Origin of the sequence: Pseudomonas sp. S5F11 (assembly GCF_019641515.1) — a bacterium.
In the GTDB taxonomy this organism is placed as follows: domain Bacteria; phylum Pseudomonadota; class Gammaproteobacteria; order Pseudomonadales; family Pseudomonadaceae; genus Aquipseudomonas; species Aquipseudomonas rhodesiae.
Map to the genome: position 1 here is coordinate 2094727 of NZ_JAIFJZ010000001.1, position 14126 is coordinate 2108852.

The window sequence follows — 14126 nt, forward strand, 5'->3', positions numbered from 1 at the left end:
GCCTCGAATCAATGACCGTTTCCAGCATGACCGCCGGCATGCCCGGCGCCCTGCCCCGGGCCTTTGCCTTCATGCCCCGAGCGCCCGCCCCCCTTCTCCTGAGCACTTGCGGCGGCAGAGGCCTTTTCCGCTTCCTTGCCCAGTTGCTCGACCGCCGCCAGGTTGCTCTTGCGCACGCTCTCGACAAAGCCCTGGAACGGCATATCGGTGATACCCACCAGACCGAAATGGCCGTTTTCACCGTCCAGCAAACGCCCAGTCACGGGTTGGTCCAGGTACTGAAACCAATGCACGCCGACAATCGACGGCTCGGCGATGGCATGCTTGAGGAAGTTGGCATACGCCGCGCCGCGATCCTCTTCCCTGGTCAGTTGCGTCACACCGCCCCAGAACGGCCCGCGATCGGCCGAGCCGAAGTTGAATTCGGTGATCAGCACCGGTTTATCCAGCGCACGCAAGGCGGCGAAGTCGTAACCGTCCTGGGGTTTGAGGGTGTACATATTGAAACTCAACACATCGCAATACTGGGCGCAGGACGCCACGGCCTCCGGCGTACTGACCGCAAAGCGACCGCCCAGCAACAGTTGATTGGGGGCGTGCCATTTCAGCGAGTCGGAGATGGTCTTGAAGTACGCATCGGCGAAGGTTTTCTGGAAGTATTTGAAGTCGGCTTCGATTTCGGGATGCGCTGGGTTGGGCATCGGCGGCTCGAAGCCAGGGTCTTCCATCAGCTCCCAACCGGCCAGTTCGATCCCCCAGGCTTTCGAGAGGCCTTGCTCGTTGCGGTATTTGTCGCGCAATTGCTTGAGAAACGCCCGCTTGGCCGGCACATCGGTGGTCATGCGCAAGGTGCCGTAGGCCAGGGCATAGCGGGCCTTCGGATCGTCACCGGGGCCGGCCCAGGCCAGTTCGTTATCGGCGAAGAAGCCAATCAGCCAGGGGTCGTCGCGATGGTCGCGGGCTGCGATGGCCACGGCACGTTCGGTGGCCATGGCAAAGCGCGGGTCGAACGGATCGGGCATGCCGCCCCACCAGTCGGTGCCAGTACTGATACTGGTGTAGTCGCCGACGATGGACAGCGGCAAGGTGTACGGCACACGGTCGGCGGTGGTCAGGTCCGGGTCGCTCCAATTGCCTACGGTGTTAAAGCCCCAGGCCTGCAGGCGGTCGAGGGTATGGCTGACCCAGCGTTTTTGGTCGAACCCTGCCGTGCCGTAGGCGCGTTCCAGGTTGGCGCCATAAAAATCGTACCAACGCCCAGCGCCGAAACTGCGACCCTCGCCCGAGCCGTTGCCGGTGCGGTGGTCCGCGCTGCCGTAATACTTGTCGAAAGGCTCGCCGGCCTTGGGCAAGGCGGCGAACATCCATTCGCGGCCGGCCACGTAAGTCTGGCTGTTATCCGGGGCTACGGTGTTCACCCCGAGGGAATAGAACGGATGCCCCTGGGGCGTCACCAGGTACCAGCGGCCGTCGCGTTTTTCGGTGCGGAAAAAGCCGCTGGCGGTGAAAGCCGGGCCTTTGTTCCAGCCGCCGTAAGGGTCCAGTGCGGATTTGTCCCGGGTGGCCAGCCAACCCTGCAATTGTTGCTGCTCCTTGACGGCGGCAGCCCTGAGCTGTTCGTCGCTGCTGACCTTTTCCGGCCAGCGCGCACGGGTGGATTGACCGTAGGCATCCACCAGTTCGCTGTAGGCCGCTTTGATCACCGGCTCCACATCCTGCACGCCGAAGCGCTCCACCAGGATGCTCTGGGCCACGTTAGGGTTGTGCATCGACACGGTCACAGAGACCACCTGGCTGCGGTCGATTTCGCCGGCGCTGCTGGCCAGCAGCACGCGTTGGCCGTTCACACTGATCGGCATCGGTGGGCCGGCCTTCATGCCCTGGCTCAGTGGGGAATTGGCTTGCAGCGGGATCAGCAAGGTCTGGGCAGGGCCGGCCGGCAGGTCGATGCGGCTGGTCAACGTGCGCCCATCATTGCTTTGCACCTTGACGTACAGGGTCAACGCCCAGTCCATGGCGCTCTGGATACGCAGGCTCAAGGCTCCGGACTGCGACCAATCCCACGCTCCGCTTTGCGGGCTGAGCACCAGGCTCGGTTCGGCCGCGGGGTTGAAGGTGACGCGGCGCAGCACCTCGCCTTCGGGCGTTTGCTCGGCATTGTATTGGGGCAGGCTGGCGTCCTGGGTCGCCACCTTGACCACATCGGCAGGCCGGACGAAGTTGAACAGTGTTTGTTGCCCATCTGGCGCGGCCATTAAAGGCGCCGCGAACAGCAAGGCAAAAAGAGCGGGCAGCGTGCGAATCATACGAGCAAGGTTCTCCCTGACGGCCGATGAATGGCCTGTGATGACGGTGACGAGATAGACCACAAAGTGGGCGAATTCGCCCACAGTGGCTTAAGAAATTTCGCGCCGGAACGGCGGCAACGCATTGAGGATAGCCTTGCCATAGCGTTGGGTGACCAAACGCCGGTCGAGCAAGGTGATGGTGCCCCGGTCCTGTTCGGTTCGCAGCAGACGACCGCAGGCCTGCACCAACTTCAGCGAGGCATCCGGCACCGAGATCTCCATGAACGGGTTGCCGCCCCGCGCTTCGATCCACTCGGCCAGCGCCGCTTCGACCGGATCGTCCGGCACCGAGAACGGGATCTTGGCGATCACGACGTGCTCGCAATAGGCCCCCGGCAAGTCCACACCCTCGGCGAAACTCGCCAGGCCGAACAACACGCTGGAATCACCACCGTCCACCCGCGCCTTATGCTTGTTGAGGGTTTCCTGCTTGGACAGGTTGCCCTGGATAAACACCTGCTTGCGCCAGTCGCGGTCCAGGCCGTCGAACACGTCCTGCATCTGCTTGCGCGATGAAAACAGCACCAGGGTGCCCCGGGAGCCTTCGACCAGCTCCGGCAGGTCGCGGATGATCGCCGCGGTGTGGGCCGCCGCGTCCCGTGGGTCGGCCCTGAGGTCCGGCACCCGCAGCACGCCGGCGTCGGCATGGTGGAACGGGCTCGGCACCACGGCAGTCACGGCCTTTTTCGGCAAACCGGCGCGCATGCGGAAACGATCGAACGTGCCCAGCGCAGTCAGGGTGGCCGATGTCACCAAGGCACCGTAGGCCACATTCCACAGGTTGCGCCGCAGCATCTCGGCCGCCAGGATCGGGCTGGCGTTGACCTCGATATCGAACAGGGCGCCGCTTTCGGCCAGGGTCAGCCAACGCGCCATGGGCGGGTTGTCTTCCGGGTCTTCGACGGTGAAGGCGGTCCACAACTCCCAGTTGCCCTGGGCACGGGACAGCAGGCTGCCGAACAACGGGTACCACTCCTCGGCCTGGTTGCTGGCGATGCCGATATTGACCTCGCCATCCATGCCCTCCTTGAGCAGGTCGGTGAGTCGGGTGAACAGATCGGTCAGGCGTGAAAAGCCCTTCTTCAACTCGATGCCCATTTCGCGCATGTGCTCGGGAATCAGACCGCCGACGAAGCGGTGGCGTGGCCGCTCGCGGCCTTCCACGTCTTCGCCGGGCTTGAAGTCGGCCACCTGTTCGCAGGCGCTGAACATGAACTGCTGCTGGGTCTTGATCTCCCGCGCCAGCTCCGGCACCTGTTCGATCAGCTTGCCCAGGTCGCCGGGCAGCGGGTGTTGGGCCAGCAGCTTGGTGAGGTTCTTGGCGGTGGATTCCAGCCAATCGGCAGTGGAACGCAGCCGCGTGTAATGGGCGAAGTGGCCGATGGCCTTGTCGGGCAGGTGGTGGCCTTCGTCGAAGACGTACAGCGTGTCGCGCGGATCGGGCAACACCGCACCGCCGCCCAGTGCCAGGTCGGCCAGCACCATGTCGTGGTTGGTGACGATCACGTCGACCTTGCCCATGCCCTCGCGAGCCTTATAGAAGGCGCATTGACCGAAGTTCGGGCAATGACGGTTGGTGCACTGGCTGTGGTCGGTGGTCAGGCGTGCCCAGTCGGCATCCTCCAGGGCAGTGGGCCAACTGTCGCGGTCGCCGTCCCACTTATTGCCGGCCAGTTTTTCGATCATGCTGGTAAAAAGCTTCTGGCTGGCCTCATCGACTTCGATCTTGAAGCCTTCTTCTTCGAACAGCTGCGCGGTGGCGGTTTGCGCGTGACCTTCCTGCAACAGCACGTCGAGCTTGGACAGGCACATATAGCGGCCACGCCCTTTGGCCAGGGCGAACGTGAAGTTCAGGCCGCTGTTGCGCATCAGGTCGGGCAGGTCCTTGTAGACGATTTGCTCTTGCAGGGCGACCGTGGCGGTAGCGATTACCAGGCGTTTACCGGCGGCCTTGGCAGTAGGGATCGCGGCCAAGCTGTAGGCCACGGTCTTGCCGGTGCCGGTGCCGGCCTCGACGGCCACGACCGCCGGCTCGCCTTCGCGGCGGCCTTCGTCGTCGGTGTCGATATCCCCGAGGACTTTTGCCACTTCGGCGATCATCAGGCGTTGGCCGTAGCGCGGTTTCAAGCTCTTGGCTTCGAGAAAACGCGTGTAGGCGCCCTGGATCGTGGTTTTGAGTTCAGTGCTGATCATGAATAGTCGGGCGCAAAAAACGCTGGATAAATTTTCAGTGGTTCGGATCGGCGGCTATCATACCCCGCTAATTAATCCCGCGCAGAACGGAGTACCGCAATGACCGTCTTTAGCCTCGCTTACACCCTGCATGTCCTGGCCGCCCTGGTGTGGGTCGGCGGTATGTTTTTCGCCTGGATGATCCTGCGCCCCGCCGCTGTGGCGGCACTTGAAGGCCCTGCCCGGCTCAAGTTGTGGGCGAATGTGTTTCAACGTTTTTTCGTGTGGGTCTGGGTGGCGGTGCTGATTTTGCCGATCAGCGGTGTCGGCCTGTTGCATCTGCGCTTCAATGGGTTTGAAACCGCGCCACGTTATGTGCAGGTGATGATGGGCCTGTATCTGGTGATGACCGCATTGTTTATCCGCATCCAGGCGTTGAAATTCCCGGCGCTGCGCACGGCGGTGGCGGCCGAGGACTGGCCGGCGGGCGCCACGGCCCTGGGGCAAATTCGCACGTTGGTGGGGATCAACTTGATCGTGGGGCTGCTGGTGGTGGCGATTGCTTCAGCGCGACCGATGTTCTAAACGGCAAGCCTGGGCTTGCCGATTGAGGTGGGGGCACGTCAGAGCCGTTCAATAGTGACGGCACCCGCCGGCCCGGCCGGCCCTGGCTGCCCTTCCAAGCCTGGGCGGCCTTTTTCGCCGCCATCGGCGCGGTACACCAAACAGCCCTTGGATTGCCCGCCCTTACCCGGTTTGCCTGCCGTGCCCGCCAGGCCCCCCGGGCCGCCGTCGACCCATACCTTGATCTGCTGGGCCGGAAAGTCTTTCGGCACCTCCAATCGCACCTGCGCACCTGCCGCGCCTGGCAAGCCATCGCCGCCGTTATCGCCATTGGCGCCGCGCCCAGCCGCGCCCCAGGTGCAGCCGGGGTCTTCGCCGTTGGCGCCATCCAGACCGGCGTAGCCTTGGGCTCCGGCACCGCCACGGGCATCCACCGAGAGCTCTTCAGCCGTCAGGGCATTGATGCGCAAATTCAGGTCACGTCCGGGCTTAGCAGGTTTTTCGTGAGTGCCGGGAGCGCCGCGCGAGGTGATCTGACTGCCGTGATCCAATTGCGCATGGCGCACCTGCAATTGCAGCGCGGTGTTGCCGGGCACAATGGCGATGCGCGCGTCGCGGCCCAGGTGCAGCTCGTCCACGCTGACTTGGCTGATGGTGGCCGGCACCAGCAAGGTGCCATAGTCCGCCACGTCCAAGCGCTCCAACTGCAACACACTGGTGCTGCTGGGCAGGCGCATCAATGAGTTGGTTTCCACACTGACGCTCTGGGCCAGGGCAATGGGGCTGACCAACAGGGCCAACAGAAAAACCTTACGCATCATGGGGCTCCTGAGTGTTTTCAAATTTTTCTTTGGACGCACAGTACCGACTTCTACCGGCGCTTTGCCAGTGAAGGATCAAAAAACTTGAGAACGGAGCGATGCAGATCGGCAATGCCCCTGTGGGTCCCACAGGGGCAAGGGCTGTCAGCGGTTGATTTGGATTTCCGTACGGCGATTCAGCGCACGACCTTCGGCCGTTTTATTGTCGGCGACTGGATGGCTCTCGCCCGCCCCGGTGACCGAGACAAAACTGCTGCGCGGCACGCCGGCACTGATCAGGTATTCGGTGACCGAATGGGCGCGTTGTTCCGAGAGTTTCTGGTTGTAGGCATCTTTACCGACACTGTCGGTGTGCCCGCTGACACGCAACTGGGCGTTAGGTGCTTCCTGTTTAAGGCGCGTGGCAATGGTGTCGAGCTTGGTTTTATCCGCTGCCGTCAACTTGGCCGAATCGAATTGGAAGTGTACGTCGCGAATCACGATGGTTTCTTCCTTGACCACCACCACTTCCTCGACCACTGCTGCTCGCGGCGCGGGCGGGCAGCCATTGGCATCGACCTGCACGCCTTTAGGAGTGCCGGGGCACTTGTCGCGGCTGTCCGGCACGCCGTCGCCATCCTCGTCGCCATCGCCATGCACCCAGCAATAGGCGCCGGCCAGACCACCGACCAGCAACGCACCGCCGCCGGCCCATGACGAACTTTCGGTGGCGCCCAGCGCCGCGCCTGTCACACCGCCTACGGCGGCACAGGTGGGCCAGTCGGTTTTTTGCAAGCCTGCGCAACCTGTCAATACTCCGGTTAGCAGAACCAAGGGTAGAGCTGTCCGCATGATGCTCATCTGATTTCTCCTGAGGGGATCGGCGAAGGCCGATGGATGCAGTTAAGACCGCTCTTTTCAACTGCGCCACTGCGTCACACCCCCGTATTTATTAAGGATGAGGGCTCAGCCGGGACTTTTCTCCACCACCCGCTCTAGGCCCGCACGTTCAGCCGCGCTAGTCTCTAGGGTTCTGATGTGAGGATCTGTGATGACCGCTGGTAATTCTGACCGTACACCCCAGCAAGCCCTGGCTGCCTTGCTCGACCTGCACTCGCCCCAACGCCTGCTGGTGCTGGGCGCCAGCCGGTTCCCGGCACTGGACGCTTTTGAAAAGGCGCATCCGCAGAGCCAGGTGTCCTTCGCCGCGCCCGGCGCGCTGCCCGCAGACCTGGCCGCCCAGCGTTTTGACCTGGCGCTGGTGGTCGATTGCCTGGAGCACCTGTCAAAACCGCAAGGGCTGACCCTGCTCGGCGGCATCCGCAACCTCAATGCCAGCCGCATCGCCGTGCTGGTGGACCTGGCCGCCTGCGACTGGAAGGACACTGACTTCTTCTCCCTGGCACTACAGGCCGGCGAGCGTTTCCAGCGCGACGAGCAGGTGTTGACCCTGTTCACCTACGATCTGCTTGACTATAAACAGGTGCCCGACTGGCTCAACGCCCGGTTCTGGGCCAACCCGGAAAATTTCGGAAAGTATTGGTGGTGATCCCGATGAGTACATCCATTTGCCCCTGCGGTAGCGGCAACCTGCTGGATGCCTGCTGCGGCCATTATCACGCCGGCCACCCGGCACCTTGCGCCAGCGCGTTGATGCGTTCGCGCTACAGCGCCTACGTCCTGGGCCTGGTGGACTATCTGGTGGCCACCACTCTGCCTGCGCAACAGGCCGGCCTGGACCGCGAAGCCATCGCCGCGTGGAGCGCCCAAAGCACCTGGTTGGGTCTTGAAGTGGAAAGCTCCGAAGTGTTCGGCGGCCAGCCGGAACACGCGTTCGTGACCTTTACCGCACGCTGGCACGACAGCACCGGCGAACATAGCCACCGCGAGCAGTCTTCTTTCGTACAGAATGACGGGCGCTGGTACTTCATCGATCCTACGGTGCAAATCAAAGCCAGTCGCAACGACGCCTGCCTGTGCGGCAGCGGGCAGAAATTCAAGAAGTGTTGTTCCAGCTACCTCTAACCCTTACAGGACTGACGCCATGCTCCGGATATACAGCTTGATGCTGGCGTTGACCCTCGGCCTGAGCGGTTGCGCATCGTGGTTCGAAGACGATTCTCCACCGCCTCATGTTTCCCTGGTGAAGGTGGAGGTGGTGCGCGCCAAACTGCTTGAGCAGAAATTCAAGCTGTTCTTTCGCGTGGACAACCGCGATGACGACGACCTGACCGTGCGCGGCCTGATCTACAAGGTGACCTTGGGTGATTTTGTGCTGACCGAAGGCGAATCCAATGAATGGTTGACGGTCCCGCCGCGCAGCCATGCGGTGTTCAAAGTCACGGTGCGCACCAACCTCTGGCCGCAGATCCGCGATGTGGTGCAGATGCTGAAAAACCCGGACAGACCTGTGCCCTACCGCCTCGAAGGCGAACTGAAAACCGGATTATTCATCGGTTATGACGTGCAGGTGAACCACAATGGCGAGATAATCCCCGGCGATTTTATTCCGGAGCGACATCAATGACTCAGCAACCCCATGTCCATGGTCCTGACTGCAACCACGATCACGATCACCATGATCACGACCACGGCCATGTCCACGGCCCGAACTGCGGCCACGCTCACCAAGAGCCGGTGCGCAATGCCCTGAAGGACGTTGGTCGCAACGATCCTTGCCCGTGCGGCAGCGAGAAAAAATTCAAGAAGTGCCACGGCGCCTGATCGCGACGCATGACATTCGCTTGACCCTGTGGGAGGACGCCCAGCGCCTCCCACACTGTTTTGCCCCAGGCTTACGCAATTACACAACTCCTGCTTGCGTCGTTTCACCGCGCTCACTAACGTAGCGCCTTTACTGACGCTACCCCCCGCAGGAGCTTTGCCATGGCCTCGCCAGCCCTCTCACATTTTCTTCCCCGGTTCGGCGTTGCCGCGGCAGTTGCCAGTGCATTGAGCCTGGCCGGTTGCCAGCTCCAAAGCACCCAAGACACCTTGCCGCCGGTGGCCGGCGTGCAGCCCATCAAGGGCCTGGCGCAGAATGTGTCGGTGCGCCGCAATGCCCAAGGTATGCCGCTGATCGAAAGCAACACCTTCCACGATGCGCTGTTCAGCCTCGGTTACGTGCATGCCAGCGACCGCATCCAGCAGATGGTCACCCTGCGCCTGCTGGCCCAGGGCCGTCTGGCGGAAATGTCGGGGCCTGAGGTGCTGGACGTCGACCGCTTTATGCGAGCGGTCAACCTGAAAAAAAGCGCCGGCGAGTTGTATAACGCCTCATCGCCGCGCCTCAAGCGCTTCTTCGAGGTGTACGCCCGCGGCGTCAACGCCTATCTGTTCCGTTATCGCGACAAGTTGCCGCCGGACCTGGCCCAGACCGGCTACAAGCCCGAGTACTGGAAACCGGAAGATTCCGCGCTGCTGTTCTGCCTGCTCAATTTCAGCGAGTCGGCCAACCTGCAGGAAGAACTGGGCTCCTTGGTGCTGGGGCAAAAAGTCGGCGTCGATAAACTTGCCTGGCTCACGCCAAGCGCGCCCGACGAGCCGATCCCACTGGCCGAAGCCGACAAACTCAAGGGCATCAACCTGGGCCAGATCACCGGTCTGGCGGGGCTGGATGCGGTCAGTCAGCAGTTGAACAGCCTCAATGCACTGGCGGTCACCACTTCAAGCAACTGGGCCATCGGCCCGCAACGCAGCCGCGCCGGCAAAAGCCTGCTGGCCAACGACTTGGCGGCGCAGCCACAGGCACCGTCGCCATGGAGCTACGTGCAGATCCGCGCACCTAAGTACCAGGCCGTGGGTGTCTCGATTGCCGGCCTGCCTACGCTGCTGACCGGGTTCAACGGCAAAGTGGCGTGGAGCATGAGCGCGGTCAAGGGCGACACCCAGGACCTGTTCCTGGAAAAGGTCAAACGCCAGGGCAGCGCGCTTTACTACGAAAACAACGGAAAATGGCTACCTGCCGGCGTTCGTAACGAAACCTTCTTCATCAAGGGCCAACGCTCGATCCGCGAAGTCGTCTACGAAACCCGCCACGGTGCCCTGCTCAATAGCAGCCAGGCCTTGACCAGCGGTTTGGGCTTGGCCTTGCAAAGCGCCGACTTCAAAGACGACAAGAGCCTGGACGCCTTCTTCGACCTGTCGCGCGCGCAGAATGCCGGCAAAGCCTCGGACGCCACCCGGGAAATCCGCGCAATCGCCTTGAACATGATCTTCGCCGACGCCAGCAATATCGGCTGGCAGGTCACCGGGCGCTTCCCCAATCGCCGCGAAGGTGAAGGGCTATTGCCGTCGCCAGGGTGGGACGGGCGCTTCGACTGGGACGGTTACGCCGATGCCATGCTGCACCCCTATGACCAGGACCCGCCCCAAGGCTGGATCGGCACCGCCAACCAGCGCACTGCACCGCGCGGCTATGGCATGCAATTGTCCAACACCTGGGATGCCCCTGAGCGCAGCGAACGCCTGGCGCAATTGGCCAATGCCGGCAAGCATGACAGTCGCAGCCTGATCGCCATGCAGTACGACCAAACCACCCCCTTCGCCGCCAAACTCAAGAGCATGTTCCAGGCCCCAGGCATGGCTCAGCCGCTCAAGCAGGCGATCGAGGCGTTACCCGCTGCCGAGCAGGCCAAGGCCCGCGAAGCCCTGACCCGCCTGATGGCCTTCGATGGTCGCCTGGTGTCGACCTCCGCCGATGCTGCGCTCTATGAACTGTTCCTACAGGAAAGTACGCGGCAGATCTTCCTCGACGAACTCGGCCCGGAAACCAGCGCCAGCTGGAAAGCCTTTGTGAGCAACGCGCGCTTGTCCTACGCCGCCCAGGCCGACCACCTGCTGGGCCGTGAAGACAGCCCTTTCTGGGACGATGTGCGCACCCCGCAGAAAGAAGACAAACCGGCGATCCTCGCACGCAGCCTGGCGGCCGCCATCACCGCCGGCGACAGCCAACTGGGTGCGGACCACAAGGCCTGGCAGTGGGGCAAATTGCACAGCACCACCTGGAAAAACGTGCAAGGCCAAGTGATCCGTGGGCCGCTGGCCAGTGGCGGCGATCACAACACCTTGAACCCGGCGCCCTACAGCTGGGGCCAGGATTTCAACACCACCCAGGTACCGGCGCTGCGCATGATCGTCGACTTCGGCCAGGCGGAACCGATGATGGGCCAGGGCGGCATCGGCCAATCCGGCAACCCGGTCAGCCCGCACTACGCCAATGGCATTGACGCGGCGCTCAAGGCGCAATACCTGAGTTTCCCGATGCAGCCACAGAACTTTGACAAGGTGTATGGCAAGACCCGCCTGACCCTCACCCCAGGCAAGTAAACGCTGCAAAATGCAAGAGGGGCTTGTTGTGGTGAGGCTGCTCACCCCAGCAAGCCTGTTCAGTGTCGAATGTCTATTGAAGTACGATCAGCCGGTTTCGCTGTTGATCATCGGTAGCCTGCTAGAACCACCAGGATCCACATGCACTTAGATAGAACTTCTGCGTTCGCCCCTGCCTCATAAGTAACAAGCCCACCTCCCCGGTCACCCCATGGACCTTGTCATCGCCCGCCCGGAAGGCCTTTATTGCCCCGCCGGAGATTTCTACATTGACCCCTGGCGCCCGGTGGAGCGGTCGGTTATCACCCACGCCCACGGCGATCACGCCCGCACCGGCAACACCCATTACCTTGCGGCCGCGCCCGGCGAAGGCATCCTGCGCTCGCGCCTGGGCCAGGACATCAACCTGCAGACCCTGCCCTACGGCGAACGCCTGGTGCACCACGGCGTGACCCTGAGCTTCCATCCCGCCGGACATGTGCTCGGTTCCGCCCAGGTACGCCTCGAATACCAGGGCGAAGTCTGGGTAGCCTCTGGTGACTATAAAGTCGAACCCGACGGCACCTGCGCGCCGTTCGAACCGGTGCGATGCCACACGTTTATCACCGAATCCACCTTCGGCCTGCCGATCTACCGCTGGCAGCCCCAGGCGCAGATCTTTGCGGGAATCAATGAGTGGTGGCGTGGGAATATCGCCAACGGCAAGGCCAGCGTGCTGTTTTGTTACTCCTTCGGCAAAGCTCAGCGCATCCTGCATGGCATCGACGCCAGCATCGGCCCGATCCTCAGCCACGGCGCGGTCGAGCCATTGAACCGGGTGTATCGCGACGCCGGCATCTATATCCCGGAGACGCTATACGCTGGCGATTTCAAGAAAAACGACCCGTTGCTGCGCCAGGCGCTGATCATCGCGCCGCCCTCCGCCGGCGGTAGCACCTGGATACGCCGCTTCGGCGACTACAGCGATGCCTTCGCCAGCGGTTGGATGCGCCTGCGCGGCACCCGTAGGCGGCGTGGGGTGGACCGCGGTTTTGTGCTGTCGGACCATGCCGACTGGCCCGGCTTGTTGTGGGCCATCGAGCAAACCGGGGCCGAACGGGTGATGGTCACCCACGGTTCCGTCGGCGTATTGGTACGTCACCTGCGCGAAAAAGGCCTGGATGCCCAAGGGTTCACCACCGAATACGGGGACGATGAAGAAGAGGTCACGGCATGAAGGCCTTCGCCGAGTTGTACGCCAACCTCGACGCCACCACCTCTAGCAACGCCAAGCTCGCCGCCTTGCAGAGCTATTTCCGCCAGGCGCCGCCAGCCGACGCCGCGTGGGCGGTGTATTTCCTTTCCGGTGGGCGCCCACGGCAGTTGGTGCCGACGCGGCTGCTGCGCGACATGGCCACCGAGGCTTCGGGCATCGAACCCTGGCTGTTCGAAGAAAGTTACCAATCGGTAGGCGACCTGGCCGAGACAATTTCCCTGCTGTTGCCAGAATCGACCTACACCTCCGAGGACGGCCTGGCGGTGTGGCTGGAAGAAAAACTGCTGCCCTTGCGCGGCCTGCCGCCGACGGAACTGGCCGAACGCTTGCCGGCGCTGTGGGCGCAACTAGATCAACCGAGTTTGATGCTGTGTATCAAACTGATCACCGGCAGTTTCCGCGTGGGCGTTTCGAAACTGCTGGTCACCCGCGCCCTGGCCGCGATGGCCGAGTTGGACAGCAAACGGGTGGCGCAGCGGTTGGTGGGTTACACCGACTTGTCCAACCGTCCTACAGCCGAGGGTTATCTGAAGCTGATCGCCGCCGAATCGTCCGACGAACACGCGCAGCGTGGCGGGCAACCGTATCCGTTTTTTCTGGCCCATGGCCTGGCGCAACCGGTGGAGCAGTTCGACGCCCTGCTGGGCTCCACCGCCGACTGGCAGGTGGAATGGAAGTGGGATGGCATTCGCGCGCAAGTGGTCAAGCGCGAGGGGCGCCTGTGGGTCTGGTCCCGCGGTGAGGAACTGGTGACCGAACGTTTTCCGGAGCTGCATGCGCTGGTCAGTGGTCTGCCGGATGGTACGGTGATCGACGGTGAGATCGTGGTGTGGAAGGACGCGGTACAACCCTTCGCCCTGCTGCAACAGCGGATCGGTCGCAAGACCTTGAGTAAAAAAGTCCTGGAGGACGCACCTGTGGCAGTGCTCGCCTATGACCTGCTGGAGCACCAGGGCGAAGATTGGCGCAACCATTCCCAAGCCGAACGCCGGGCACAGTTGGAGCAGGTAATCGCAACGTGCAACCAACCGGTGCTACTGCCCTCGCCGCTGTTGACGGGCAGTACTTGGCAGGACTTGGCCCGGCAACGTGAAGACTCCCGCAAACTGGGGGTGGAGGGCATGATGCTCAAGGCGCGCGACGGCCTCTACGGCGTGGGCCGCACCAAAGACATGGGCGTGTGGTGGAAGTGGAAGGTCGATCCGTTCAGCGTCGACGCGGTATTGATCTACGCCCAGCGCGGCCACGGCCGACGCGCCAGCCTCTACAGCGACTACACCTTTGCGGTGTGGGATGGGCCGCCAGGCAGCGAGCGCACCCTGGTGCCGTTTGCCAAAGCCTATTCCGGGCTGACCGATGAAGAAATGCGCAAAGTCGACGCCATTGTGCGCAAGACCACCGTGGAAAAATTCGGCCCGGTCAGCAGCGTAACGCCGAGCATGGTGTTCGAGCTGGGCTTCGAGGGCATCGCCCTGTCCAAACGCCACAAAAGCGGAATTGCGGTGCGGTTTCCGCGGATGCTGCGTTGGCGCCAGGATAAACACGTGGAAGACGCCGATAACCTCGGCACCTTGCAAGACCTGCTGAACTGAGCCCCATCACCCAAAATGGTGCATTGAAAAATCGATGCCCATTTTTGGGCATCTCCTACACTCACAT

At 62.5% G+C, this 14126-nt stretch carries 12 protein-coding genes; 8 read left to right on the plus strand and 4 right to left on the minus strand.

The features are described 5' to 3' along the window. Nucleotides 1-8 precede the first annotated feature (8 nt). Together K1567_RS09290 and dinG are read right to left on the minus strand one after the other, a co-directional pair. Nucleotides 9-2306, minus strand: a complete 2298-nt coding sequence (locus K1567_RS09290) for a beta-galactosidase (protein ID WP_220698397.1) — start codon at nucleotides 2304-2306, stop codon at nucleotides 9-11. A gap of 90 nt (nucleotides 2307-2396) precedes the next feature. Further along, the gene (gene dinG, locus K1567_RS09295) at nucleotides 2397-4541 is read right to left on the minus strand and encodes an ATP-dependent DNA helicase DinG (protein WP_034096280.1); all 2145 of its coding nucleotides are present in this window, start codon (nucleotides 4539-4541) and stop codon (nucleotides 2397-2399) included. Nucleotides 4542-4640: 99 nt separating this feature from the next. Here dinG and K1567_RS09300 point away from each other — a divergent pair, with 99 nt between their 5' ends. Further along, a complete protein-coding gene (locus K1567_RS09300; RefSeq protein WP_034137267.1) occupies nucleotides 4641-5105 on the plus strand; it encodes a CopD family protein in 465 nt (154 codons plus the stop codon). Nucleotides 5106-5143: 38 nt separating this feature from the next. Here K1567_RS09300 and K1567_RS09305 read toward each other — a convergent pair whose 3' ends face one another. Further along, the gene (locus K1567_RS09305; protein WP_034096278.1) at nucleotides 5144-5902 is read right to left on the minus strand and encodes a collagen-like triple helix repeat-containing protein; all 759 of its coding nucleotides are present in this window, start codon (nucleotides 5900-5902) and stop codon (nucleotides 5144-5146) included. 147 nt (nucleotides 5903-6049) lie between these two features. Further along, on the minus strand, nucleotides 6050-6745 hold the full coding sequence (locus tag K1567_RS09310; RefSeq protein WP_220698398.1) for an OmpA family protein: 696 nt from the start codon (nucleotides 6743-6745) through the stop codon (nucleotides 6050-6052). Between the two features lie 190 nt (nucleotides 6746-6935). Here K1567_RS09310 and K1567_RS09315 point away from each other — a divergent pair, with 190 nt between their 5' ends. The 7 genes from K1567_RS09315 to K1567_RS09345 all read left to right on the plus strand — a co-directional run bounded on the left by K1567_RS09315 (nucleotide 6936) and on the right by K1567_RS09345 (nucleotide 14059). Next, nucleotides 6936-7433, plus strand: coding sequence for a DUF6231 family protein (locus K1567_RS09315; protein ID WP_034096276.1), 498 nt, complete (start codon nucleotides 6936-6938; stop codon nucleotides 7431-7433). Nucleotides 7434-7438: 5 nt separating this feature from the next. Continuing rightward, nucleotides 7439-7909, plus strand: coding sequence for a YchJ family protein (locus tag K1567_RS09320; RefSeq protein ID WP_034096780.1), 471 nt, complete (start codon nucleotides 7439-7441; stop codon nucleotides 7907-7909). Between the two features lie 19 nt (nucleotides 7910-7928). Then, a complete protein-coding gene (locus tag K1567_RS09325; protein ID WP_034096275.1) occupies nucleotides 7929-8411 on the plus strand; it encodes an LEA type 2 family protein in 483 nt (160 codons plus the stop codon). Further along, nucleotides 8408-8608, plus strand: coding sequence for an SEC-C metal-binding domain-containing protein (locus K1567_RS09330; protein WP_003189235.1), 201 nt, complete (start codon nucleotides 8408-8410; stop codon nucleotides 8606-8608). The genes K1567_RS09325 and K1567_RS09330 overlap by 4 nt, the downstream gene beginning before the upstream one ends. A gap of 162 nt (nucleotides 8609-8770) precedes the next feature. Then, complete coding sequence (locus K1567_RS09335) at nucleotides 8771-11212, plus strand: penicillin acylase family protein (RefSeq protein ID WP_169867439.1); 2442 nt, start codon at nucleotides 8771-8773, stop codon at nucleotides 11210-11212. A gap of 211 nt (nucleotides 11213-11423) precedes the next feature. Next, entirely contained in the window at nucleotides 11424-12428 is a 1005-nt protein-coding gene (locus K1567_RS09340; protein ID WP_034137260.1) for a ligase-associated DNA damage response exonuclease, read from the plus strand. Then, nucleotides 12425-14059: an ATP-dependent DNA ligase gene (locus K1567_RS09345; protein ID WP_220698399.1), complete on the plus strand. Its 1635-nt coding sequence runs from the start codon at nucleotides 12425-12427 to the stop codon at nucleotides 14057-14059. Before K1567_RS09340 ends, K1567_RS09345 begins: the two co-directional genes overlap by 4 nt. The last annotated feature ends 67 nt before the right edge of the window (nucleotides 14060-14126 follow it).

Bases quoted from the DNA above. Each gene is read 5' to 3' on its own strand.
- K1567_RS09290 (WP_220698397.1), bottom strand. From the start codon at position 2,306: ATGATTCGCACGCTGCCCGCTCTTTTTGCCTTGCTGTTCGCGGCGCCT.
- K1567_RS09325 (WP_034096275.1), top strand. From the start codon at position 7,929: ATGCTCCGGATATACAGCTTGATGCTGGCGTTGACCCTCGGCCTGAGC.
- K1567_RS09335 (WP_169867439.1), top strand. From the start codon at position 8,771: ATGGCCTCGCCAGCCCTCTCACATTTTCTTCCCCGGTTCGGCGTTGCC.
- K1567_RS09340 (WP_034137260.1), top strand. From the start codon at position 11,424: ATGGACCTTGTCATCGCCCGCCCGGAAGGCCTTTATTGCCCCGCCGGA.
- K1567_RS09345 (WP_220698399.1), top strand. From the start codon at position 12,425: ATGAAGGCCTTCGCCGAGTTGTACGCCAACCTCGACGCCACCACCTCT.
- K1567_RS09320 (WP_034096780.1), top strand. From the start codon at position 7,439: ATGAGTACATCCATTTGCCCCTGCGGTAGCGGCAACCTGCTGGATGCC.
- K1567_RS09330 (WP_003189235.1), top strand. From the start codon at position 8,408: ATGACTCAGCAACCCCATGTCCATGGTCCTGACTGCAACCACGATCAC.
- dinG (WP_034096280.1), bottom strand. From the start codon at position 4,541: ATGATCAGCACTGAACTCAAAACCACGATCCAGGGCGCCTACACGCGT.
- K1567_RS09305 (WP_034096278.1), bottom strand. From the start codon at position 5,902: ATGCGTAAGGTTTTTCTGTTGGCCCTGTTGGTCAGCCCCATTGCCCTG.
- K1567_RS09310 (WP_220698398.1), bottom strand. From the start codon at position 6,745: ATGAGCATCATGCGGACAGCTCTACCCTTGGTTCTGCTAACCGGAGTA.
- K1567_RS09300 (WP_034137267.1), top strand. From the start codon at position 4,641: ATGACCGTCTTTAGCCTCGCTTACACCCTGCATGTCCTGGCCGCCCTG.
- K1567_RS09315 (WP_034096276.1), top strand. From the start codon at position 6,936: ATGACCGCTGGTAATTCTGACCGTACACCCCAGCAAGCCCTGGCTGCC.